Source organism: Sphingomonas pruni NBRC 15498, from assembly GCF_001598455.1.
Classification (GTDB): Bacteria; Pseudomonadota; Alphaproteobacteria; order Sphingomonadales; family Sphingomonadaceae; genus Sphingomonas; species Sphingomonas pruni.
Window position 1 is genome coordinate 1 of the sequence record NZ_BCYZ01000049.1, and the last position, 22,949, is coordinate 22,949.

Consider the following 22,949-nt stretch of genomic DNA (forward strand, 5'->3'; position numbering starts at 1 on the left):
CGCCTCAGCCGGTGGGAAGGGTGAGGGTGAACGGATCAGGTCAAATTCACCCGCTTCAGGAATAGGAACCCAGCGCAGCCCGGATCTCAGATCGCGACGCGGCGCGCCAGATCGGTACGCCTGGCCTCCACCTCGGCGCGGGCGCGTTCGAACGCATCGCTCTCGGTCGCCTTGAGCAGCCCGTCGATCACGCGCGCGAGATGGTCACGCATCGCCTTGCGCGCCGCCTTGGAGTTGCGCTCGCGCAGCGCCGCCAGGATCGTCTGATGCTCGTCGATCCGCGGTACCACGCCGACGCTGCGCGCGCGTTCGAGCATATGCTGGCAGAGTGGCGAACGGGTTCGCGCATCCCACAGCGATTCGACCACGTCGACCACCGCCGAATTGCGCGTGGCCCGTGCGATCGCCAGGTGGAATTCGCGGTCGGCATGTTCGCCGCTGACATTTTCCTCGTTCTCGCGCTCCATGTCGCCGATCAGGACTTCGAGCGCGGCGATCTCCTCGTCGGTGATCGACACCGCGGCGAGCGCCGCCGCCTCGCCTTCGAACAGGCGGCGCGCCTCGGTCAGCTCGAACGCGCCGATATCGAGCCCGATCATCGGCGTGTCGAGCGGCGGATTGTCGACGACGAAGATTCCCGAACCGTGGCGCGACCGCACGATGCCGATGACTTCGAGCGCGATCATCGCCTCCCGGATCGTCGGGCGGCTGACCTTGTATTCGTCGGCTAGCTCGCGTTCCGACGGAATGCGCTGGCCCGGCGAGAAGTCCCCGCGCTGGATCGCCTCCGCGACGGACGCGGCGACCTGCTGATAAAGCTTACGCCCGTCAGGCTGCGACGCGATCCCGGTTTGCTTGGTAACTGGCCTGATCAATCTCTGTGTCGACATAACCGGTTGATACTTACCAAAGCCCGCACGCAGCAGCAACAGCGACCTTCTTTGGTAAGGTGGTCTGACGAACGATTGTCAGGCAATCCTTGCATTTGGTCAGACCATTTGCTAGTCGAACCGCCGAAGCATCGGCGAAAAGACCCGGTGCACGACATCGGAGAGGGTAGGATGATCGGATTGCATGCATCTGTCGGACAGGGGGCGCTGGCCCTGTCGCTCGCGCTCTGCGCGACGCCGGCACTGGCTCGAGCGGACAAACCGGCCGATCCCGGCCAGAGCGCGCCGGACGCGGCTGCACCCCAGAACAGCCCTGCAACTGCCGAGACGAACCAGCCCGTTCCCGGCGACATCATCATCACCGCCCAGAAGCGCTCGGAAAATATCCAGAAGGTGCCGCTGGCCGTCTCCGTGGTCAGCGAGGCCCAGCTCAAGGCTTCCGGCGTCACCCAGTTCCAGGATCTCGGCAAGATCGCGCCATCGCTGACGGTCCGCCCGGCCGAACATCCGGTCAACGCCAATGTCTCGCTGCGCGGCGTCGGCACCTTCGCGTTCGGCATCGGCGTCGAGCCGAGTGTCGCGGTGCTGGTCGACGAAGTCCCGCTCGCGTTCCAGGCGCGTGCCTTTACCGACCTGCCCGATGTCGAACGGATCGAAGTGCTGCGCGGCCCGCAGAGCACGCTCTACGGCAAGTCGGCCTCGGCCGGCCTGATCAACATCATCACGCGCCAGCCCACCGACACGTTCCACGCCCGATTCAACGTGATGGGCACCACCGACAGCGAATATGGCGGCAATTTCAGCGTTTCCGGCCCGATCAATTCGCAACTCGGCTATGTCCTGTCGGCCAGCTATTCGAATTGGGATGGCAATGTCCGCAACCTGTTCAATGGCAAGAAAGTGAACGGGCGTGAGGCGTTCAATACCCGCGGCAAACTTCGCTGGGAGCCGGCGTCGAACGTCACCCTCACCCTGTCGGGCAATTACCTCAACGGCAACACCACGGTCGGACGCCCGTTCATCCGCATGGACCCGGCGGCGTTGCTCCGCGCCACGCCAGGCCAGACCCAGGCGGTGACGATGCCCGGCGTAACGATCGGCCCGGACAATCAGGACATCAGCAACAATTACAATTCGCGCACAAAATACCAGGGCGGCGGCGCCTCCCTACGTGGAGAAATCGGGCTGGGCGACATGACGCTCGTGTCGCTCACCTCCTATGACAAGTTCCGCCTCGACGACTATCTCGACCATGACGACACTTCGTCGACCGCCACGATCGGTAGCAACATCCAGGTCGGGGCATTCCGGTCGCAGCTGTTCACCCAGGAAGTCCGCCTGCTCTCGTCGAGCGCCAAGCCGTTCCGCTATACGCTCGGCGCCTATTATGCGAACGTGAAGTTCGAGCGCCCGTTCATGCGCGGGCCCTATTTCGCGCCGGCCGATTGGTATGCGACGTCGAAATCGGAGCAGATCGCCGGCTTTGCCCAGATCGACTGGGAGATCGTGCCGCACCTCACCCTGACGGCCGGTGGCCGCGTCCAGAACGAGAAGGTGTCCTATACCTTCCAGGACAATCGCGCACCCGTGGGCTCACAATTCTTTGCCGGTAGCGCCTCCGATACCGCCGGCACCTACCGGATCAGCGGCCGTTACGAAGTCACGCCTGATCTGATGTTCTTCGCCACCTATTCGACGGGATACAAGGGCCAGACATACGATCTCACTACCGGCTTCAACCAGGCGCGCGCCGATGCAGGCCCGATCAAACCTGAACGGTCGCGCGACAAGGAAATCGGCGTGCGTACGCAGTTTCTCGACCGGCGCGTGACCTTCAACCTCACCTATTTCGATACCAATTACAAAAACCTGCAGGCACAGACGATCGAGACTGTCGGCGGAACTCAGAATTTTCGCCTGACCAACGTCGGTGGCCTCAACACCAAGGGTGTCGAAGTCGACAGTTCAGCGCGGCTTGGCGACGACTTCAATCTCACGGGGTCTGTCGCCTATCTTGACGCCAAATATACGTCGTATCCGGTTGCTCAATGTTATCCGCTGCAGCAAATCCCGGTTACTTGCCTTCCGCCGACATCGCCCACCTATCAAAACCTGACCGGCGCCCGCGCCGTTCAAGCGCCTAAATGGAAATTCTCCCTTGGCGCCGATTATTCCCCGTCGCTGGGCGGCAATCTCAAGGGAGTCGCGCAGGCAAACTGGCAATATCAGAGCAGCGTCTATTATGTCGCCGAAGACCCCCAGACGTTCCAAAAGGCCTATAGCATCGTCAATGCTGGCCTCGGCGTGCGCGACAAGGACCGCAAGTGGGAAATCGTCGCGTTCGTCAACAACCTGTTCGACGTTCAATATTATCCGGCGCTGGTCAACACGGCGGGCAATTTCGGCAACAAGGTCGCGACACAGGCGCTGCTGCCGCGTGACTTTCGCCGCTATGGCGGGCTGCGGCTCGGCGTGAACTTCTGATGGCGAGGCGGGGCGCGTACTGCCCCGCCGCTTCGAGTGGAATTGGGAGCGGCATGATAGTTCGTTTTACGCTGCCCGTGGCGATGGCAAGTGCCGTAGCGCTCTTCGCTGCGGCAGCCGCGCCGGCCCAAAATGCGTTGGCCCAAGATGCACCGGCGAGGCCGGGAGTGGATGCGCCCGAACTCGCTGCGCTCGGCCCACATCCGGTCGGCGTCGCCGATATCGAGTTCGTCCAGCCCAGTCAGGCCGACCCGCTCCAGGGCCAGGATCGACCGGCGATCATAGACCGGCATCTGGCACTCAAGATCTGGTATCCGGCCGCCACTCCGGGAAAGGGAACGACCTACCGTTCGGCGTTACCGGGAGAGAACGGCAAGGACGTGTCCTTCTCCGTCGCCGGCATCGCGTCGCCCAGCGCGCGGGCTGCCCAGGGTCGATTTCCGCTCGTCATCCTCGCACACGGCTACAGCAACACCCCCGTGGTGCTGTCCTGGCTGGGCGAGAATCTCGCCAGCAAGGGCTATGTCGTCGTCGCCCCGGACTTTCGCGATCCGCCGATCACCATCCGCACCGCGGCGGCGGCGGCCGGGCCACTCGCCCGGCGGCCGCTCGACATCGCCTTCGTCGCCGCCGAGGCGCAGCGCCGCGCCCGAGCGGGGCTTGGACCATTCGCGACCGCCGACGCCGACCGCACGGTGCTGATCGGCTATTCGATGGGTGGCTATGGCGTGCTCACCGCCGCGGGCGCGCCGCTCGACCCGGGCCTGGCGGGCGCGACGCGCAATGTGCTCGCGCCTTATGTCGCGACCGGACCCAAAGCAGGCGAACTCAAGGTCGCCGGGTTGAAAGCGGTGGTCGCGATCTCGCCGCCCGGCACGCTTCGCGGCACCAATTTGTGGGCTAACCCCGGCGTCGCCGCGATCCGCGCGCCGACATTGTTCATCGTCGGCAGCCAGGACCATGTCGTCGGCTACAACCCCGGCGTACGGACATTGTTCGAGCAGGAGGCGCACGCGCCCCGCTATCTGCTGACGTTCCGCGAAGCGGCGCACAGCATCGCGCTGATCGGCGCGCCGGCCGAAATGCGCGGCTCTTTCTGGGATATCGACTGGTTCGAGGATGCGGTGTGGCGCAAGGACCGGTTGATGGCGATCGAGACGCATTTCATCACCGCTTTCCTCGATCGCTACGTCAAGGACGATGCCGCCAAGGCAGCTTATATCGACGGGCTGACACCCAATTCCGACGATGGAATTTGGACGGGAGCACCGCCCGGGCGCTATGCTGGATACAGTCCAGGACCGCCCGCCGCGACATTGTGGAAGGGATTCCAACCGAACAAGGCATCGGGAATGTCGTTCGAATTCAAACCCGCCGAATAGGCAATACCAAGCAACAGCCCGGCGGCGCCCATCGGTCGACGCCAACATGCAGGAGCAGTTACCGACGATGTTCATGACGCAGACGATGCGCTGGTTCGGACCCGACGACCCCGTGTCGCTACGCGATATCCGCCAGGCGGGCGCGACCGAAGTCGTGACCGCTTTGCACGATACAGCCAATGGAGAAGTCTGGCCACGCGACGCGATCGCCGCGCGCAAGCGCATGATCGAGCAAGCCGGGCTCGGCTGGACCGTGGTTGAGAGTCTGCCCGTGCACGAGGGGATCAAGACCCGGGCGCGCGATTACGATCGGTTGATCGAGCAATATCGCGAAAGCCTGCGCAACCTGGCTGCGTGCGGGATCGACGTCGTCACCTATAATTTCATGCCGGTGCTCGACTGGACGCGGACCGATCTGGCCTGGCCGATGCCCGACGGCGCGCTGGCCCTGCGTTTCGAGCTCGAGGCGGTCGCCGTATACGACCTCCACATCCTGCGGCGCCCCGGCGCCGAACAGGATTATGCACCGGGCATGGTCGAGGCGGCGGCGCGCCGGTTCCAGGCAATGGACGACAGCGCTCGCGCCATGTTGGCGCAGACGATCATCGCCGGATTGCCGGGGAGCGAGGAAAGCTTCACCGCGACCGAATTCCTGGCGGCGATCCAGAGCTACGCCGATATCGGCCCCGACCGCCTGCGCGAAAACCATGTCGCCTTTCTCGAAGCGGTTTGCCCGGTCGCCGACGAGCTGGGCATTCGGCTCGTCGTCCACCCGGACGACCCGCCCTTTCCGATGTTCGGCCTGCCGCGCGTCGTGAGCACCGAGGCGGACGTCACCGATCTCTTCGCGCGCGTACCGAACCGATCAAACGGACTTTGCTTCTGCGCCGGGTCGTTCGGCGTGCGGCCGGACAACGATCTTCCCGGAATGGTCGAGCGGCTCGGCGACCGTATCGGCTTCCTGCATCTGCGTTCGGTGCAGCGAGAGACCAACGGCGCGTTTCACGAGGCAGCGCATCTCGAGGGCGACGCCAACATGACGGCGATCGTCGGCGCGGTGCACGCGCTACAATACCGGAGCGGCCGCTCGATTCCGATGCGCCCCGACCACGGCCATCAGATGCTCGACGACCTCACTAAGCGGACCAACCCCGGCTACTCGCTGCTCGGGCGCCTGCGCGGGCTGGCCGAGCTTCGCGGGCTCGAACGCGGCATCGCGTTCGCGCGCGGCAACGACACGACGACAGACTGAAAACGGGAGAGCGGAACGTGCAGATGGCAAAGATGATCCGGCGACTGATCGCCGCGGCGATGGTCTGCGCGGCGCCCGCGGTGGCGCAGCAGGCCGCCCCTCCCACACTGCCGCTGGCGACGGTCGAGACCGGGCCGCTGCTCGTCTCGGCCGATATGCGCGACGGACTCGATCTGTCGGGGCCGTGGCATTATTCGGTCGATCCCTTCCGAGCCGGCCTTGCCGGCTTTCACGGCGAAGCGCCGGGCGAGAGCCAGCAGCGCTATCTCGACCTCGATGTCGCCAAGGCGATGAAAGACGACAATCGCGCAATGTACGAGTTCGATCTCGCGCGCTCGCCCGTCACCACCCTGCCCTCGTCCTGGCTGACCGAAGCGCCCGAGTTGCGTTATTACCAGGGTCTGATGTGGTATCAGCGGACCTTCCCGACGCCGGCATCGCGCAAGGGCCGCTATTTCCTACGCTTCGGCGCGGCCAATTATGCGACCGTCGTCTATCTCAACGGCAAGCCCGTCGGGCGGCACGAAGGCGGCTTCACCCCGTTCGCGTTCGAGGTGACAAAATTGCTGCGTGCCGGCGACAACCAGATCACGGTCGGGGTGGATTCGCAGGCGACCGAAGCAACCGTGCCGCCGCCGGTCACCGATTGGGAGAATTATGGCGGGATCACCCGGCCAATCCGGCTGATCTCGACTCCCGATACCTATGTCGATGATGCCTGGGTGCGGTTGACCCGTGACGGCCAACTCGCAGTCGACGCGCATCTCGACGGCACCCAGGCAGGCAATCACGCCATCCGGCTGGAGATCGCGGCGCTCGGGGTCGACCTCGCCGGCACTACCGATGCACAAGGCAATTGGCGCGCGACGGTCGCCGCCCCCCGGGCGCTGATCCGCTGGTCGCCCGAACAGCCCAAACTCTATGACGTCACGATCGCCGCGGGTGACGACCAATGGCGTGACCGGGTCGGATTCCGCACGATCGAAGTGCGCGGCCCCGATATCCTGCTCAACGGCAAGCCGATCTTCCTGCGCGGCATCTCGCTACACGAGGAGGAGCTCGGTACCGACCCGACCCGCGCGATGACTCCCGCCGCGGCACGCGCCTTGCTCAGCGAGATCAAGGACGGTTTGCACGGCAATTATGTCCGCCTTGCCCATTACCCGCATTCCGAGGTGATGACCCGGCTGGCCGACGAAATGGGGATCATCGTGTGGAGCGAAGTGCCGGTCTATTGGCGCGTCGCGTGGAGCAATCCCGATACGCTGGCGACCGCGCGCAACATGATCGCGGAGAACATCATCCGCGACCGCAACCGCGCCTCGATCGCGATCTGGAGCGTCGCCAATGAAACCCCGGTGACCGATGCGCGCAACACTTTCCTGCGCACCCTGGTCAGCGACGTGCGCAAGCTCGACGGCACGCGACTGGTCAGCGCGGCGCTGTTGACCGAGCGATCGCAAGGGCCCGACGGCAAGCCGATCATCGCCATGGCGGACCCGCTCGCCGATGCGCTGGATGTGGTCGCGATCAACACTTATTTCGGCTGGTACACGCCCGATCGGCTCGACGACCTGGCCAGCTTCTCGTTCCGCGTGCCCGCGAACAAGCCGCTGATCTTCTCCGAATTCGGCGCCGACGCCAAAGCGGGCTTCCACGATCTGCGCGGCATGCCGGAGAAGTTCTCCGAGGAATATCAAGCTGAGTTCTATCGCAAGACACTCGGCATGGTCGACCGCATCCCAACGCTGCGCGGCATGTCACCGTGGATCCTGAAGGACTTCCGCTCGCCACGGCGGCAGAATCCGGACTTCCAGCAAGGTTGGAACCGCAAGGGCCTGATTTCCGAAACCGGCCAGCGCAAACAGGCGTTTGGCGTGCTGGCGAGCTATTACCAGAGCAAGGAACGCTGAAGGTCTGCCCCGCAAGCCGCGAAACAGCCAAGCAAGCGGATAGGCCGGCCCCGTTCCAATTCGGACCGGTCGGTGGCGGCCTATTCGTTGCCCGCTTCCTTCTCGCGGCATCCGGAAAGACCACGCCAAAGGTTATCCGCGTCTTTACCACGCCGGACGACCGCATGTTCACACGTCTTCGTCATAAGCATCCTCGCGTTTCTACCCAAGGATGCCGATATGAAGAACGTTTGTATTGCTTTAGTCGCGGCTTTCGCGGTCGCATCCCCAGCCGCCCAGGCGGTCGATCCCCGTGTATCGGTCAATTCGGCCCAATACACGATCGGCATCAGCGGCTTCGTGCCGGTGGTGTGTCGTGCCACGGTCGACGCGGCGATGGTCCCCGCCCAGGGCGGCCAGGTATCGCTCGGTTCGCTCAACGAGTTCTGCAACAACCCCAACGGCTATGAAGTCTATGCCGATTATTCGGCGAACATGGCCAAAGCGAGCCTGTTGGTCGACGGCCAGAAAGTGCCACTCGGCAAGGACGGCACCACCCGCGTGACCAAGTCGAACCGCGCGGGCATTGCTGCCCACGCGGTTTCGCTGGATTTGCCGAAGGGTGTCGAGCCGGGCACGATCTCGTTCCGGATCGTCGCGCTATAAGGCGGGACAATTCTGTTGCGATGGCACCGTCGACAATAGCGGTGTCACCGTGACGGTGATGGTGTCGCTATAGACCGAGGCGGGCGTCTTGCCCTGCCCGCCTTCGAGCAAGGTCGCCCGGATCGGCAGGATGCCAGCCGCCGCGTCGGTGCCGGCGCGGACGCAGGTGACCGTCGTGAAGGTCGGGCTGGCGGTCGTCCTCGCCTGGCCCAGGAACAGGCCCTTATAGGCGAGCGTCTGGTTGGCGTTCGCCAGCGAGCCGCCCGCGAAGGTCAGCTTGTAATTGTTCTGCGAGACGACATCGACCTTGTACGGGCCCGAGCTGGCGACGCGGATATAATTGGTGGTCGGCGTCGTATAGGTCGCCGGCGCGGCCAGGACTTGCGCGGTGGTCAGGTTGCCGACTTCGCCGAAGTCGAGATTGGTCCCGACATAGCTCGCCTGCAGGCCGCTCAGCACGATCACATTGACTACGATCGCGTTGCTGACCGTGCCGGTATCGGTGAACGGGCCGCCACCGCCGGTGCCGTTGCAGCTGTACACGATATCGAACGGCAATGTGGACCCGGCGTTCAGATTGAGGTTCGCAGGCAATTGCAGCGTCAGGTTGAGCGTGAAGACATCGGACGCCGCGTTGTTGCCGGTAAATGCCCAGCGGAAGACGCCAGGCGCCGGACTGCCAGCGTTGATGTTGAGGATCGGCGGAGTCTGGTTGGTGCCGAAGAAGATATTACTGCCGGTCGGGCCGCCCGATCCCGATCCCGTCGCGCTGATCGGGATCAGCACGGTGCCGTTCTGCGCTGCGGTCGTCCCCTTGACGTAGAATTCGATGTTCGCGGTCTTCTCACCCCCCGCTCCATTGACGCGCGACAGCGTGACGCCGGTCAGGTTGATCGAGGTCGTGGTCCCGTTGAACGGATCATAGGTCAGATTGGCCGTACCGCCGCTGACGGTGGTGAGCCCGCATTTTCCGGCGGCGAGAGCCGCGCCGGGCAATACCCCGGCGGCGACTGCCAGCGCCAAAAGTGCGTGTCGAAACAGAGACAAGGCCATACTTACTGCCCTTTGACCGCTTTGAGTTCGTCGACGCGGACAAGTCCGTCCGCGTTGCCGGGAATGGTGATTTCGAAGACCGACTTCTTGTCGTCGAGCATAGTGATGCGCCATTTGCCCGGCGCCAGCCCGCCGATGCCGAACCGGCCTTCGCGGTTGGTGAACACCGTGATCGGCGTGCGTTCGGGATGCGCGACTTCGACCGCGGTGCCGCTGACCAGTGAGACGGGCTCGCCGTCAATGTCGAGCAGGCGACCGATCGCGGTCACCGAATAGGCCGATCCAACCACGAGTCTGTAACCGCTCCGGTACGGCGGCAGCAATCGGAACGACCCCTGCCCCAGATCGACGCCCGGTTTCGCATTGGGCGCGTCGACCGCGATCGTGCGTTCGGCATAGGAGCTCAGGCTCGGCTCGGTGCCGGCCCTCAGCGCGCCGCTGTTCGCGGTATAGCCGAATGGCGATGGCGAGACGACGATGTTGGTGCCGTCGAGCTTCTTGTACGGCGTGACGATCGCGAAGCTGTCGTAGATCGGCCGTCCGACCGAGAAGGCGCCGTCGGCGATCGCCAGCGAGGTGCCGAAGCGGAACGACGTGCGCTGCGACGTGACGCTGCCGAACGTATCCTGGAACGTCCCGAAATGGCTGATGCCCAATTCGGCGCGGTTGGTGTAGTAATTGCCGGTGAAGTTGATCCCCGACCCGGCATCGCTGCGTTCGACATCGGCGGTCATGTTGTACGATCCGACCCCCTGTCCATAGAGCGTCTGGAACGATGTCCGTATCCGGTTGCCACGGCTATCGTAATCGGCGCGTGCGGTGGAATAGCGACCAAGCCGGATGACCAGCGAGACCAGCCCGCCGAACCGCGACCCGAAATTGTCGCGTTCCCAGCGCGCATCGGCCGTAACCGTCGCGGTCGAGGAGATCCGGTAACCGGTAGTGAGGCGATAGGTCTGCAGGTCGCGTTGAGCGCCGCGGCCCTTGGAGAAGCGCCCGTCGAACCCGGCATAGAGCCGCTCGTTGAACGTGTGCGAATAGCCGCCGCCCACTTCGAACTGGAACTGGTTGTCGGGCACCAGCACCCCGACGGGGGCAAAGTATCGGCTGCGCGTCTCGACGAACAGGTTGAGCGAATCCGCTTGCCCGCTGGAGCGGTTGATCAGCCGTTGAAAGGTCAGCGTCGCGGCATGGCCGGTGTGCGAGCCCTTGATGTTCGACAGCGAGAAATTGCCGGCAAAGGTGCCGAACGGAGTTGCCACCACCGCTTCCACGCCGCCCATCTGGGTGTGCTTGTCGGCCTGGGCGTTGACGCCCAGGGTCAGGAAGTCGCTGATGCCGCGGCGATAGAAGCCGGTGAAGGCAAATTGGTCGGTGTAATGCGGGCCGTGAAGCCCGAGCGGATTGAGCACGCCGGCATAGAGGCCGAATTCGCTCAGTCCCTTGGCCAGCTGCGACTGGTCGAGGAACAGGTTGAACCGCAGCAGGTCCGTGCGCCCGGTATCGTCGATCACCGACAAGCGGATGTCGTTCGCTCCCTGGGTGAAGGGGAAATCGCGCAGGTTATAGGTGCCCGGCGCGAGCTGCAGGCGCCGGACGATCTGGCCGTTGACCTGGACCTCGACGGTCGACGGACGGCTGAGCTGGAAGCTGCGGTCGCCGCGCGGGCGGACCAGCTGCTGCGGTTGCAGTACGCTGTACGACCGGAAGATCGAGATGCCGGCGATGTCGGGCGCCGACTGGAACCCGCGCGAGACGGTCTGCAAGTCGCCCGCCGTCCACCGCACCAGGTTCTTCTCGTCGTCATAGACGAGCCGCGACCCCAGCCGCTGGAAATCGACGCCGTTCGATCCGGGCTGCCAGATCGCTTCGCCCTCGGCGACCACGCCGCCTATCCGCGTCGCGCCGTCGAGCGAGAAGATCGGCGAAGCGAAACCCTTTTGGCCGCCGGCGTGGATATAATCTTCCGAGCCGCGGATGTTGAGATAGGCGCTCCAATCCGCCGGCGCGGCGAAGCTGCCGACCCGGTTGCGGTCGAGCGGGCTGACCGTCAGCGACCGCGACGCGCGGCGTTCCGCAGCGATCGTCAGGTTAAGCTCGAGCGTCTGCGGATTGTAGCGGATGCCGACGCCGGCCGCGTCGAAATCGGCCGGAGTCAGCACCGCCTTGGTCGACAGGGCCGACTGGATCGCGGTAAAGGATTGCTGGTTGAGGACGTTCGACAGCAAGTCGAGCAGGCGCTGCGCCGGAAATTCCAGCTTGCCCGCGGCGGTGATCGTCAGCGGCATGTCGCCGAGATACGTTCCGCCGTCCTTCACCGGCACCGTCAGAACGATGTCGCGCCCGGTCGGGTTGAGGTTGGTTTGCGGTTGATCGGTCGGTGCGGTCGGCGCGTCGATCGTGACGCGCCGCTCCTGCGCTTGCGGCACGACGCCTTGCTGGTTGTCGCTATTGGCGCGCGCCGGGGCGCACAGCCCGCCGATGCTCGCGCTCGCGAGCATCAGGCCGATCACGCGGCTGGTGAGCCGCTTAGCCGTCGGGCGTGAAGCTGACATCGACGCTGCCCCCATCCACGGGCAACTCAATCGGCAGCGACATGCGCCGCGTCTGGTTGGCCCCCACCAAACCGAACCCAATGGTCTGCTGCGTTTCCGGACCCGACAATGTGCGCCGGAACACTTCCTTGCCCGCCGCGTCCTTTTCGACGATCCGCAGCCGTCCTTCGGACAGATAGCCGTAAGCGGCCGACGCGTTGGTCAGCGTGACCAGCGGAATCGGCTTGCCCGCCGGATTGTGCCCGATCTCCGCGCTCTGCACCTTGATCGCCGGCTTCGCGCCGTTGGGCGCGATGCTGACCAGGACCTGGAAATTATACAGGATCTGGATCGCCGACTGGCCCGCCGGCAGCTTCACCGGCAGCTGCGCCACGGTGACGTAATAATGCTTGCTGGTCTTGAGCTCCGGATCGCCGACATATTGGACGCGGAACGATTGCGTCTGCCCCGGCTGGATCAGCGCCTGGGGCGGAAAGATCAGAAGGTCGCCTGGATCCTTGCCCGTTTCCTTGACGCCATTCTCGTCGAACTCGAGCGCCTGCACGCGCAGCTCGACCGGCAACGGCGTCGCAAACGTGTTCTCGACGGTGATGATCTGAGTCATCCCGTTGCCCGATTGCTTCAGGTTGATGATGACCGGCTGGACCGTCATTGCCACCGCGATCTGCTGTGGCAGAACGAGGGCGGCCGCGAAGGCCGCACTCATCAATATCCTCTTCATTCTCTTCACTTCCCCCTCCCGCTGGGTCGTTTAGAAGGCTGCTTCAAATTGTACCGTGACCGTGTCCGCATAGCGCCCGGCGACCAGTGGCCCGCCCCCAGGCGGAACCGTGATCGTCAGGCCCATGTCGCCCGCGCCGCCATCGGCGGACGCGATCGCGAGGACGTTGCTGTTGATGGTCTGCACGCTGGCGCTCTGGCCTGCCCAGTTCGCGCTGATCTGATAGCCGACGAATTCGCCGAACCCTGTCGGCGACTGGCGATTGCGCGCATTGCCGCCGTCGCGCAGCAGACCGCCATTGGCGCTGGTCACGGTCAGCTTGTGCGCGGAATTGCAGATCACCGGCAGCGCCAGGTTGATCGCCGCGCCGCGCGGTTGCGCGGTCTGCGGATCGCCGAATTCGGTGATGCGGATCTCGCCGCTCGTCGCGCCGATGCCGGTGAAGGTCGCGTTCTGCCCGCCCGATGCGGTCGGCGCGTTGAGCACGCAGGCCGGCGGCGCCCGCCCGGCGATCTCCAGCCGTCCCTGGCCGGTGTCGTTGGGATTGACCGTCTGCGCCTGTGCCTGCGCCGCGACGCAGGTCGCGATCAAGGCCGGGACGATGAGGGCGATGCGGTGCATCAGCGCGGCTCCACGAATATCCGCATCGTGTCGGCATAATCGCCGGCCGGTAGCGGAGCGTTGTCGCGGGCATTGGACGCGCCCGGCGCAATGTTGAGCTTCAGGTCGATCTCTCCCGCCGTCGGCAGGTCGACATTGAACAGCTGGTCGTTGACGCGGCGCGCCACAGCGTCGGCGTTGAGCACGCCGTTGACCACGCCCCACATCACCGTCGCGCGATAGGGCACCGCCGAGCCGAAGCCCGGCGCCGGCGCCTGTGTGCGCTGCAGGGTCGGCCACAGACCGTTATTCTGCGATTCCAGCCGCAGCCGGTGCGGATAGTTGCACACCGCATCGAACTTCACGTCGACCGACGCGGCGGCGACCGCCAGCGTGGTCGGATCGATCATCTGGTCGATCTGCAGCGTGTTGCCGCTCAGCCCGCGGAAATTGATCTGGTTGCCCGCCGCCAGCCGGGGCGTGCCCACCGCGCACACCGGCGGGGCATTGCCTGTAACCGGCAGGGTCTTGGTCGCCACGGTCGACTGGGCAAATGCGGGGGATGCCCAGGCGAGGAGCCCGCCGACGACCAAGACCGTTTCAAGGCGGAGGCCGCGTGGCATCTCAGGACGCCACGGCCAACGTAACGGTGACGTTGCCCTGATAATTGGTGTCGGCGACCAGGCGCTGGGTCGCGCCGCCATTGGTCGAGAAATTGCCGACCGAGACGGTGATGTCCCCGGAGAACGCCGTCGCGCGCGTCTGCACCGCGGCAGGGTTGCTGCCCGCGCTGGTCGCATAGCTGGCGGGTGTCGTCGTCCAGCCGGCGGCGGTAGCGGTATAATCGACGAGGCGCGAGAAGCCGGTCGGCGGCGTGCTGGTGAAGGTCTGCGCGGCCATCGGCGTCGCATTGACCGTGATGGTGCTGCGCGCGCTGCAGAACGAGCCCGACAGGACCTTGGGCGGCGCGGCCAGATCGGTGCGCAGCAGGCCGGTGTTGAGATCGATCAGCACGCCCATGTCGAACGTGCCGCCGGTGCCGGCGATCGTTCCTCCCACGCACATCGCGGGCACGTTGCCGACAACCGCGAAATTCTTGGTGTCGGTGTCGCTGACGCCGTCGGTCTGGGCCGCGGCGGCGCCGCTCCAGGCGATCGCTACCGCCGCTGCCGACACGATAGCCAGGCGTTTCAGGTTACGCGTCATGATCACTCTCCCCCCGAAGCGACCGGTCCGAGCTTGACCACGACCAGGCCGCTATAGGCGCCGGCGGTGAGCAGAAAGTCGGACGGTGCGGTGAAATTGGACAAGGTCACGTCGAGATCGGCGACCTTGGGCGCCGGCTGCGTGGGCCCGGTCGCCGATGCGGTCGGCGATCCGCCCCCGGCGGTGGCGGCGGTGGTGACCGTCGCCGACCCCGCCGCCCAGTTGGTCACCTCGGCGGTGTAATTGACCGCCTTGGCAAAGCCGGGCTCGACCGCGCTGGCGTCGTTCGACACCAGGGCGGTCGCCGTCACGGTGATGGCCGATCCCGCGAAGTTGCAGAACGAGCCCGGCAAGGTGACCGTGCGCGGCGCGATGACGGCGATCTTGCCGACCCTCGCCCCCGATGTGTTCGCCATCTGGCCGACATCGACCGGCGCGGGCGTCGGCGTGCCGAGCGTGCACAGCCGGGCGACCGTGCCCGAGACGCCGACATCGGCAGTCGCGGTGTCGGTGGCCTGGGCATGCGCGATACCCGGCAGGGCGACCGCAGCGAGCAGGGTAAGAGCGAGGCGCTTCATCGCAGCTTCTCCGTCAGGACCGGTCAGGGCGCCGGGGTGACCGACGGAGTCAGCGTCACCAGGACCTGACCCGAATAGTCACCCGCGACGAGCAGTCCGCTGGTCGGGCTCGACGAACCCGACAGCGTGACCTTCACGTCACCCGTGAACAGGCCCACCGGAACCGCGGTGCCGGCGCCGTCGGTCACCGAGGTGTCGGTGGCGTTGGCGCTGTTGGCGGTCGCGGTCGCGGTGTAGTTCACCACCCGGTCGAAGCCGGCCGGCGGCGTGGTCGTGAAGGTCGTGTTGACCAGGCGCTGCGCCTCCACGCTCATCGTGGCGGCGGTGCCGTTGCACCAGCCCTGCAAGGTACGGGTCTGGCCGTCGAGCTTGCTGGGATCCAGCTTGCCCGCGGTGGACCCCGATCCCTGCAGCGACAGCTCGCCGGCATTGATCACGTCGTTCGGCAAGGTGAACTGGCACCGGTCGGCGACCGAGCCGTTGACCGTGACGGTGCCCGTCGCATTCTGTGCGGCGGCGGGCATGGCTGCCGTGGCGGCGATGACCGCTGCGGCGGCAAGGATCGAGGTCTTCATCATCATTCTCCCGTCAGATCGCTCACGTACCCGGCGTGATGTTGATCAGGATGTGGCCGGTGTAGGCGCCCGAGGCGAGCAACGCGCCCGGTGCGGTCTTGAACGTGTCCGCGGTCACCGTGATGTTGTCGCTGCCGTCGGCGGCGAAACGGCCACCGATCGCGGTCGCGGGAGTCGCGGCGTTGGTGCTGGAGTCGTTGCTGACCGTCGTGCCGGCACCGCTCGACAGGCGGGGCGCGACATAGCCGATGAAGTCGATGCGCGAGGTATAGCCGCTCGGCGGCGTGCCGGCGGTGGTCAGTTCAACCGCATCGACCGCGATCAGCGGATTGGCGCTGGTGCAGACCACGCGGAAGGTCGGCGCCGAGCCGCCGGCCAGGCCGAAGCGGCCGGCAAGCACCGAGCTGGTTTCGAGCGTGCCGTCGGCTTTGGCGAGTTCGCCAATGTCACGCGACGCGGCGAATGTCGTAGGACCGGTGCCATTGATGACGGTGCACTTCGGGGTCACGGTGCCGGTGATGGTCACATCGCCTGAAACCGTCTGCGCGGCGGCAGGAGCCGCAATCGCGATCATCGAACCGGCGCCGAGCGCCATAAGAACCAACTTTTTCACTTCACTGTCCCTTTCACAGATGTTGCCGTTGGCGAGCACTGCCCCCCCGGACGGTTTCGCCCACCCTCGGTTGAAGTTCGGCCGTTTCCCCCGAGGGCGGGAAAAGCGGTCATTTGCGCGGACATCCTCATGATGCCGCACTCACCGTCACCGTCAGGGTGTCGGAATAGGAGCCACTGACCAGCGTGCCCGGGCCGCCATAAGCGGGGGCGCTGACGCGGAGATACGTGCCGGGCTGATTGACCGACGTCGAATTGAGCAGCAGGCCTTGCGACTGGCTGACCGGTCCGCGGAACGTGCAAGGCGCGCCGGAAGTCGCGGTCAGTGTCGAGACCGCGCACGACCCCGTCGCCGTCGCGGTCGATCCGACCACGTTGAGCGCCACGGTATAGGGCGCGAGCGTGATATAGCCGTTCGGCACCGAGCCGGCGGTCAGCAGCCCGCCATTGGCCGAGACCACCGCGACCCGCGACGGCCCGGTGCAATCGAGCGCGAAGGTGAAATCGTGGTTGAGACCGACGACGTCGAAATCCGGCTGCGAATAAGTGCCCGAAGGCGCCGATCCGGTGGCAAAGCCGCAATGGCCGCCGACCGACGCGGTGACCATCACCGGCAGATCGCGATGGCCGCCAACCACGCCGGGCTGCCCGTCGGCATAGACCGTTTGCGCGGCGGCGCCCTGCGGAAGCAGCGCGATGCCGATCGCCAACACGATCGTCGTCAATGAACCCCGGCAAGTCACAGTTCGCTGCCCCCTCCCGGACAAATGAACGATGGCTCTTTGTTGACTGAGTAGGCAAAAACGCAAGAAGAATTTTTTACGCTTCATTAACCAAATCAGGTAACTTGCCGAATACACGATATAGCAGCGGTTATCTTACCTATAACTATGGATATAGTGATTCACTAATACAGATTTTTTTGCTGTTTATTATTGGGACAAAACTTTCGACTTAAAGTCCCACGAAAAATCTATTGTATAAATCATCAAAAATGTTTTTCGAATATAACTTTGGTTTCCGATGACTAGTCCAACTCGTACTTGAGAGGCGCCTCTCCCCTCTGGCGCCCGGATGATCCGAACGCCGATCGCTGCTTTGGAATATAGTTACCAGAACATGTATGATTATTACTTTGTTAAGTTAGATTGTTAAGGGTTGGACGGAATCGACATGTCCGACTCGGACCGACTCGGAGACGGACCGCTCCGAATCGGCAGCGAGTCGCGGAACCAAAGTTCGAGAATCAATTCAGCGCCATGCCGGGAGCGACTGGCCAAAGGATATATGCAGATTGCACTCCCCTCCCGCTCGCGGGAGGCGTTGGGGGAGGGCATGTCGCCAGCTCCGCCGTCGGAGGAACACGCCTTCCCCTAACCCCGCACCAGGTGAACGATGCCCCGCATCGTTCAGGCCATGCCGGGGGCATGGCCGACCCGGCGCGCGCAAGCGGGAGGGGAACATCGCCCCGTCCCCGTACCATAACCGAACAGCGGACCACTCCCGCGCGGAACCTTTACGAGACGGCAACGATTTCGGTTGATACTCTGGTCATCAGCCAAAGGGGATCGGATGCGATCGTTGAGCGAATACCCGGCGGGCCGTGCGCTGACCGCGCGCAGCCTTGCGCTCGTCTGCAAGCTCGAAGTCGGGTTGCCCCGGCTGATGCTGATCTGGGTATTATTCGCCGGCTTTGCCTGCGGCCTCAGGGTCGCGTTCGCCGCGACGCCGATCCTGACGCCGGGCGACGAGCTCGGCAACGCCCTCCCCTATCTGTTGCTCGTCGTCGCGCCGATCGTCACCGTCCTGCTCGGCTTGTCCGCCTTTCCGGCGACGGCGCTCCACGCCCAGCCGACACAGCGCCTGGCGCGGTTCGGCCGCTGGCGCCGGGTCGATGCGGTAACTGCGCGGTCGATGCCGTTGTACGGCGCGACCGGGTTCATGGCCTCGCTGCTGGTCGGCATCCTGATCAACGTCCCCGTCCGCACCTTCGAGTTCCTGACCGGCATCCCGGCTTTGGGCGGCATGGCGCCCGACTGGTTCCGCACGCTCTATGCGATGATGCTGGCCGACCTGGTGCTGCTGTCGTGTCTCTACGCCCTCGCCTTTGTGCTCGCGCTGCGCCACGTCCCCCTCTTCCCGCGCTTCCTGGCCGCGGTCTGGGCGATCGATATCCTGATGCAGATCTGTATCGCGCGCGTGATGGGCAATGTCGCCAACCTGCCGCCATCGGTCAGCGCCTCGCTCGCCGACATGCTTGAGGGCAATCTCAAGAAGGTGCTGATCAGCGTCGCGATCTGGCTCCCCTATCTGCTGCTGTCGCGCCGGGTGAACCTGACGTACCGGTGGCGGGTTCCCGCGTAGCTATAGTCGAGCGCCGGCCGCTTATCGCGATTCTTCGCCGATCCGTAAAATGGAAGCGCATGGGGCGGGTTCATTAGATTGAGATCGATCGATCCGATCGCTTACCGTCCAGCGACTTGCCGGACCACCTATTGAAAGATCGCGTTCGGTGTGTCGCCGATACTTACCGCAATCATAAGTGAGGCTCGCGTTTAAAGGCGATTCCCTGTACGTTTATTGAAATGCGGTCGGGGGCGATCATCATGTCGGCAATTATGCGCTCGATTGCGGTCGCCGTGATCGCCTACTCCGTTCTGCTCGGTTTATCATGGTTTAGCCTTGGCAACGACCCGCGTCAGGCGAGGACAGCCGTTGCCACGGCTTACTCAAGCGGCGATCTCACGGAATACGATATTACGATGATGGACGCGCGGATCGGCGCGCATCAGTTCAACGATTGCCTAATTCTCGATCAAGCGATCTCGCGATCGGGAACGCGGGCGCAGATGACGGTGACCCCGCCAAACGACCTCGCCATCCGCACGACGGGTGTGTGTCGGGAGCTCAAGGATTCGGTACTGAATGGCAAGCATGGCCAAATGAATTTCTACCAGAACTATATTCACGGCCATACGGTGCTCGCACGCCTGTTGCTCGGCGTTTTGCCGGTGAAAGCGATACGGATGCTATACCAGCTTGTAATTTACGGCCTGCTCGTCGCCGGTTTGGTTTTCGCGATGCGAGAGGCGCTGAGCCGCGGCGCCACGGTCAATGTCCTTTTCTGGCTATGTCTCTTCGCGAGTTTCGCGCGATTTTACGGAGTCGAATATTTCGGCCAATCGCTCGGTCACGCCCCGGCCGACGCCGTCCTGCTTGGCTACGCGCTTTGGTTGCAAGCCGTCAGCTACAGCGAGCAGTCGCGCCCCGCTGAATTCGTGACCGCCGCCGCGGTGTTCGGCGCCTTGACCGCGATATTCGAATTCTGGACCGGCGGATTACCCTTGGGAATTGCGCTGACGATCGCCGGCGTAACGATGGCGGAGCGGCGGGATGATCGCTTGCGGTCGAGCGTAGTGCAGGCCTGCGTTTCGTTCGTCGCGGCGGCTGCGGCGATCGCCGCTATCAAGATCGTGCTGACTCAAATGCTGTTCGGCGATGGTGCGGTGACATCTGCAGGGTCGCAATTCTTCGCGCGCGTCGCCGGCTCCGCCCAGTTCAACGGATTTCCGCCGCCGACCGTCGACAACATTATCAGCCGAGTATCGCAGGGATTGGGCGGAATGGCCGGAGGCCAACCCGTTCTGGTCGTGATGATCCTGTCGTTGGCCATCGTCTTTGGCGCGGCGGGGTACACGCATCTTCGCCGCACCGAGTTGCGGAGCAGAGCAGCGCTGATCGCCGCATCCAACCTCGTGCTGGTTCTATGGGTCGCGGCGCTCAATCACCATTTTTACATCCATGCTTGGTTCATGACCCGCATCTTCGCCTGGACGATCGCCACCGGGTTCGCGCTCTTCGCCATGGCGGTCGCGACGCGCCAGTCGCTGGCGCCTGCCAACGCCCTACCCGTCGCGGCGGAATAGGTGGCGAAAGTCGGCGTCGAACGTCATCGAATCTGAACGCCGTGCTCCTTTTGGAAGGACGCGGCCGGTGATGCGCGATCGTTGACCTGAATGACCGCCCATTTGTCGACATAGATGCGCCGCCAGCCAGGCTCACGATCGAGTATCTTCACCAGCGCATTGTCGGGCGGCAGGATCGTCCAGGCGAATTTCCAGCGCGCTTCGGCAGCCTTCCAGCGCGCAACATCGCCATTGGCGATCTTGAAATAGTCGTTAGTGAACGCGTCGCCATACATGTCCGACCGCCCGTCGATAAACGGTGCGATGCCATCGAACGCCAACAGGCCACCGAAGCTATATTCGTTGAATACCGGCTTCCCGTGCAATCCGGGCGGCAGGTTGCGCAATGCGGCGATCGGAACGCCAGAGCTGTCAGGCCGATCGAATGGCGTGATCAGGCGATAGGTCGCAGTCCCGAGGAACAACAGCAACCCGACCGCCAACAACGGCGCAAGCTCGCGCCGCTCCGCCAGTCGCCGCAGCAATGCCGGCCGCGGCCGCTCGGTATCTTCGGCCCAGGCGCGCCCCAACGGCTCGGCCAGCAGGATCGTCGCAAGCGTCACCAGCACCATCTGGTTACGGGCGTGCTCGAACGTGATGTGCAGCGCCGCCAACAGGATCAGAAGCCGCATTATCGGAATGCGAACGGGACGCAGGAACAGGAAGAACAGCCCGCTCAACAGCAGTATTTCCAGGCTCGACGCGGTGAGCCGGGCCGGTCGCCATTCGGCAATCAAGGACAGTATCGAGAGGTTGTTGACGTAGAAGGGATAGAGCAGGCCGTCGAACCCGGCCGGGGTAGCCAGCGCGGCGGCGAGCGAGACGATGCCGAACAGCCCCCATTGCCGCATGACGCGCAGCCGGTCGCCGGGCGCCGCTGTAACCAGCGCCTCCAATCCCAGGCCGCCGGCCAGTGCCAGGCCGAAAACGAAGCTGCCATGCGCATTGGCCCAGACCAACATAAGAATCGCAAGCGCGAGCGGGGGCGCGCGCTCGCGCTCGCGTGCGCGCAGGAGCACGATCAGCCACGCCGCCAGAATCGGCAGAGCGAGCAAATGCGGCCTCGCCAACAGCGACTGGGCCAGCCCAATCGACAGATAGACCATCATCAGCGCCGCCGCGCCGAGACGCTGCCAGCGCCGCAAATGGAGCGAGATGATGCCATAGAGCGCCGCCGAGGCGGTGCCGAACAACAGGATCAGCCCGCTCCATCCGCCATATCGCCAGGCGCCGTACATCAGCAGTTCCGACAGCCATTCGTGCGCGACCCAGGGATGGCCGCGTGCGGTGAACGAGAAGGGGTCGGATAGGGGAACCGTGCCGTGCGCCACGATCCATCGTCCGGTCGCGATATGCCATCCGGTGTCGCCGTCGGCGAATGCCGAGGACAAGACCGTCACGAAGGCGAACGCGATAAAGCTGGTTAATAATAGAAAGGCAATATCGGGAAGGTCAGCATCGCTGGCTTTTCCCTTACTCATTTTGGCAAGCTTAATTGCGGCATTCTAAAATCCCCCCGGATCCCGATCATTGCCTAATAGGTGATTCGTTTTTTGCCAAAGTGATTCGCCGAATTGTAGGAATCGGACAGGCGATTCATACCGTTGGATAAATGCGACATAGCGTTACGTACCGTCAGGCCCGGAATGGGTATGACGAAGGATATACAAACTATGCCTATCGTCCCGCGCGGCACATTTTTTCTGCATTTATTGATGGTTAACCGACAGCATCCCTTCCCCAAGTCATTTCAGACAAGTGTTTGATAACAAAAGATTAAAACTAAATTGGTTAACATAAATTAAGACTAACTCGCTGAAAGAACTATGAAAATCGTCAGTTATTGACACGTTACCCGGTTGGGCCCCTTCATCAACTGGCATTCCGGGGACGACTGATCGGACCAGCTCTCGAACGAGTTTGGACACGCCCGATCCCAGACTGCCCACGGAATAGTTGGGGCCGGAGAAATCCGGCGGGGAATTGGGGAAGTGACATGACGATGATCAAGAATCTTTTGTTGGACGACAGCGGCGCCTCTGCCGCCGAATATGCGCTGATCCTGGCGATCGTCGGCACCGGCATCGCCGTTGCCGCTTACACGCTCGGCACCTCGATCAGCGGCGCCATGAACAAGGCGTCGAACTGCATCAACCGCACGCCGAGTTCCACGGCCTGCTGATGCACAACTGACGCGGGCGGGGTGCTTTCGGGAGGGGAAGCGCCCCGCCGATCAAGCCGGATGAAATCCGGCATATGAGGAGTTTTCGACATGACGATGATCAAGAATCTGCTGACCGACACGAGCGGCGCTTCGGCGGCCGAATACGCGCTGATCCTGGCGATCGTCGGCACCGGCATCGCCGTTGCTGCCTATACGCTCGGCACCTCGATCAGCGGCGCCATGAACAAGGCGTCGAACTGCATCAACAGCGGCGGCACTTCTACGCTCGTTTGCTGATGATCTGAACAGGGTCGCGGCCGGTCCGCGGCCCTGTTTATCACTGTTACGATTGAC

The 22,949-nt window shown here is 63.9% G+C and carries 21 protein-coding genes; 9 read left to right on the top strand and 12 right to left on the bottom strand.

Features of this window, described 5'->3' with window-relative positions; translation table 11 throughout:
• Positions 1-86: 86 nt before the first annotated feature.
• Positions 87-875: a FadR/GntR family transcriptional regulator gene (locus SPR01S_RS14300; RefSeq protein WP_245662019.1), complete on the bottom strand. Its 789-nt coding sequence runs from the start codon at positions 873-875 to the stop codon at positions 87-89.
• 186 nt (positions 876-1,061) lie between these two features.
• Between SPR01S_RS14300 and SPR01S_RS14305 the strand changes: the two genes are divergently transcribed.
• The 5 genes from SPR01S_RS14305 to SPR01S_RS14325 all read left to right on the top strand — a co-directional run bounded on the left by SPR01S_RS14305 (position 1,062) and on the right by SPR01S_RS14325 (position 8,566).
• Positions 1,062-3,374 carry a TonB-dependent receptor gene (locus SPR01S_RS14305; protein ID WP_084251201.1) on the top strand — a complete coding sequence of 771 codons (2,313 nt, stop codon included), beginning with the start codon at positions 1,062-1,064 and terminating at the stop codon, positions 3,372-3,374.
• Between the two features lie 53 nt (positions 3,375-3,427).
• On the top strand, positions 3,428-4,756 hold the full coding sequence (locus tag SPR01S_RS14310) for an alpha/beta hydrolase family protein (RefSeq protein WP_066590523.1): 1,329 nt from the start codon (positions 3,428-3,430) through the stop codon (positions 4,754-4,756).
• Between the two features lie 46 nt (positions 4,757-4,802).
• Positions 4,803-6,008, top strand: coding sequence for a mannonate dehydratase (uxuA, locus tag SPR01S_RS14315; protein WP_245662020.1), 1,206 nt, complete (start codon positions 4,803-4,805; stop codon positions 6,006-6,008).
• A gap of 23 nt (positions 6,009-6,031) precedes the next feature.
• Entirely contained in the window at positions 6,032-7,921 is a 1,890-nt protein-coding gene (locus tag SPR01S_RS14320; RefSeq protein ID WP_066590525.1) for a glycoside hydrolase family 2 protein, read from the top strand.
• 219 nt (positions 7,922-8,140) lie between these two features.
• Positions 8,141-8,566, top strand: a complete 426-nt coding sequence (locus tag SPR01S_RS14325) for a hypothetical protein (RefSeq protein WP_066590526.1) — start codon at positions 8,141-8,143, stop codon at positions 8,564-8,566.
• Here the strand turns inward: SPR01S_RS14325 and SPR01S_RS14330 are convergent.
• The 10 genes from SPR01S_RS14330 to SPR01S_RS14375 all read right to left on the bottom strand — a co-directional run bounded on the left by SPR01S_RS14330 (position 8,561) and on the right by SPR01S_RS14375 (position 17,191).
• Positions 8,561-9,619 carry a spore coat protein U domain-containing protein gene (locus SPR01S_RS14330; RefSeq protein WP_066590527.1) on the bottom strand — a complete coding sequence of 353 codons (1,059 nt, stop codon included), beginning with the start codon at positions 9,617-9,619 and terminating at the stop codon, positions 8,561-8,563. The genes SPR01S_RS14325 and SPR01S_RS14330 overlap by 6 nt on opposite strands.
• 2 nt (positions 9,620-9,621) lie before the next feature.
• Positions 9,622-12,174: a fimbria/pilus outer membrane usher protein gene (locus tag SPR01S_RS14335; protein ID WP_066590528.1), complete on the bottom strand. Its 2,553-nt coding sequence runs from the start codon at positions 12,172-12,174 to the stop codon at positions 9,622-9,624.
• Entirely contained in the window at positions 12,149-12,880 is a 732-nt protein-coding gene (locus SPR01S_RS14340) for a fimbria/pilus periplasmic chaperone (RefSeq protein WP_245662022.1), read from the bottom strand. The genes SPR01S_RS14335 and SPR01S_RS14340 overlap by 26 nt, the downstream gene beginning before the upstream one ends.
• 45 nt (positions 12,881-12,925) lie before the next feature.
• Complete coding sequence (locus tag SPR01S_RS14345) at positions 12,926-13,516, bottom strand: hypothetical protein (protein WP_066590530.1); 591 nt, start codon at positions 13,514-13,516, stop codon at positions 12,926-12,928.
• Entirely contained in the window at positions 13,516-14,118 is a 603-nt protein-coding gene (locus tag SPR01S_RS14350) for a hypothetical protein (protein WP_066590531.1), read from the bottom strand. Before SPR01S_RS14350 ends, SPR01S_RS14345 begins: the two co-directional genes overlap by 1 nt.
• Position 14,119: 1 nt before the next feature.
• The gene (locus SPR01S_RS14355) at positions 14,120-14,701 is read right to left on the bottom strand and encodes a hypothetical protein (protein ID WP_066590532.1); all 582 of its coding nucleotides are present in this window, start codon (positions 14,699-14,701) and stop codon (positions 14,120-14,122) included.
• A 2-nt stretch (positions 14,702-14,703) separates the two neighbouring features.
• Positions 14,704-15,279, bottom strand: a complete 576-nt coding sequence (locus tag SPR01S_RS14360) for a hypothetical protein (RefSeq protein WP_066590533.1) — start codon at positions 15,277-15,279, stop codon at positions 14,704-14,706.
• A gap of 23 nt (positions 15,280-15,302) precedes the next feature.
• Positions 15,303-15,854, bottom strand: coding sequence for a hypothetical protein (locus SPR01S_RS14365; protein ID WP_157082264.1), 552 nt, complete (start codon positions 15,852-15,854; stop codon positions 15,303-15,305).
• A gap of 22 nt (positions 15,855-15,876) precedes the next feature.
• A complete protein-coding gene (locus SPR01S_RS14370) occupies positions 15,877-16,467 on the bottom strand; it encodes a hypothetical protein (protein WP_157082265.1) in 591 nt (196 codons plus the stop codon).
• 127 nt (positions 16,468-16,594) lie between these two features.
• Positions 16,595-17,191 carry a hypothetical protein gene (locus tag SPR01S_RS14375; protein ID WP_066590536.1) on the bottom strand — a complete coding sequence of 199 codons (597 nt, stop codon included), beginning with the start codon at positions 17,189-17,191 and terminating at the stop codon, positions 16,595-16,597.
• A gap of 856 nt (positions 17,192-18,047) precedes the next feature.
• Between SPR01S_RS14375 and SPR01S_RS14380 the strand changes: the two genes are divergently transcribed.
• Together SPR01S_RS14380 and SPR01S_RS14385 are read left to right on the top strand one after the other, a co-directional pair.
• A complete protein-coding gene (locus tag SPR01S_RS14380) occupies positions 18,048-18,830 on the top strand; it encodes a DUF2569 domain-containing protein (RefSeq protein WP_245662024.1) in 783 nt (260 codons plus the stop codon).
• Positions 18,831-19,228: 398 nt separating this feature from the next.
• The gene (locus tag SPR01S_RS14385; protein WP_157082266.1) at positions 19,229-20,392 is read left to right on the top strand and encodes a hypothetical protein; all 1,164 of its coding nucleotides are present in this window, start codon (positions 19,229-19,231) and stop codon (positions 20,390-20,392) included.
• A 23-nt stretch (positions 20,393-20,415) separates the two neighbouring features.
• Here the strand turns inward: SPR01S_RS14385 and SPR01S_RS14390 are convergent, their stop codons facing one another.
• Positions 20,416-21,912, bottom strand: a complete 1,497-nt coding sequence (locus SPR01S_RS14390) for a hypothetical protein (RefSeq protein WP_066590539.1) — start codon at positions 21,910-21,912, stop codon at positions 20,416-20,418.
• Between the two features lie 515 nt (positions 21,913-22,427).
• Here SPR01S_RS14390 and SPR01S_RS14395 point away from each other — a divergent pair.
• On the top strand, positions 22,428-22,613 hold the full coding sequence (locus SPR01S_RS14395) for a Flp family type IVb pilin (RefSeq protein ID WP_066590540.1): 186 nt from the start codon (positions 22,428-22,430) through the stop codon (positions 22,611-22,613).
• Positions 22,614-22,703: 90 nt separating this feature from the next.
• Positions 22,704-22,892 (top strand): Flp family type IVb pilin, encoded by a 189-nt coding sequence (locus SPR01S_RS14400; RefSeq protein ID WP_066590541.1) that lies wholly within the window; start codon positions 22,704-22,706, stop codon positions 22,890-22,892.
• Positions 22,893-22,949 lie beyond the last annotated feature (57 nt).

Bases quoted from the DNA above. Each gene is read 5' to 3' on its own strand.
- SPR01S_RS14305 (WP_084251201.1), top strand. From the start codon at position 1,062: ATGATCGGATTGCATGCATCTGTCGGACAGGGGGCGCTGGCCCTGTCG.
- SPR01S_RS14310 (WP_066590523.1), top strand. From the start codon at position 3,428: ATGATAGTTCGTTTTACGCTGCCCGTGGCGATGGCAAGTGCCGTAGCG.
- uxuA (WP_245662020.1), top strand. From the start codon at position 4,803: ATGCAGGAGCAGTTACCGACGATGTTCATGACGCAGACGATGCGCTGG.
- SPR01S_RS14320 (WP_066590525.1), top strand. From the start codon at position 6,032: ATGGCAAAGATGATCCGGCGACTGATCGCCGCGGCGATGGTCTGCGCG.
- SPR01S_RS14325 (WP_066590526.1), top strand. From the start codon at position 8,141: ATGAAGAACGTTTGTATTGCTTTAGTCGCGGCTTTCGCGGTCGCATCC.
- SPR01S_RS14330 (WP_066590527.1), bottom strand. From the start codon at position 9,619: ATGGCCTTGTCTCTGTTTCGACACGCACTTTTGGCGCTGGCAGTCGCC.
- SPR01S_RS14335 (WP_066590528.1), bottom strand. From the start codon at position 12,174: ATGTCAGCTTCACGCCCGACGGCTAAGCGGCTCACCAGCCGCGTGATC.
- SPR01S_RS14340 (WP_245662022.1), bottom strand. From the start codon at position 12,880: ATGAGTGCGGCCTTCGCGGCCGCCCTCGTTCTGCCACAGCAGATCGCG.
- SPR01S_RS14345 (WP_066590530.1), bottom strand. From the start codon at position 13,516: ATGCACCGCATCGCCCTCATCGTCCCGGCCTTGATCGCGACCTGCGTC.
- SPR01S_RS14350 (WP_066590531.1), bottom strand. From the start codon at position 14,118: ATGCCACGCGGCCTCCGCCTTGAAACGGTCTTGGTCGTCGGCGGGCTC.
- SPR01S_RS14355 (WP_066590532.1), bottom strand. From the start codon at position 14,701: ATGACGCGTAACCTGAAACGCCTGGCTATCGTGTCGGCAGCGGCGGTA.
- SPR01S_RS14360 (WP_066590533.1), bottom strand. From the start codon at position 15,279: ATGAAGCGCCTCGCTCTTACCCTGCTCGCTGCGGTCGCCCTGCCGGGT.
- SPR01S_RS14365 (WP_157082264.1), bottom strand. From the start codon at position 15,854: ATGAAGACCTCGATCCTTGCCGCCGCAGCGGTCATCGCCGCCACGGCA.
- SPR01S_RS14385 (WP_157082266.1), top strand. From the start codon at position 19,229: ATGATGGACGCGCGGATCGGCGCGCATCAGTTCAACGATTGCCTAATT.
- SPR01S_RS14390 (WP_066590539.1), bottom strand. From the start codon at position 21,912: ATGAGTAAGGGAAAAGCCAGCGATGCTGACCTTCCCGATATTGCCTTT.
- SPR01S_RS14395 (WP_066590540.1), top strand. From the start codon at position 22,428: ATGACGATGATCAAGAATCTTTTGTTGGACGACAGCGGCGCCTCTGCC.
- SPR01S_RS14400 (WP_066590541.1), top strand. From the start codon at position 22,704: ATGACGATGATCAAGAATCTGCTGACCGACACGAGCGGCGCTTCGGCG.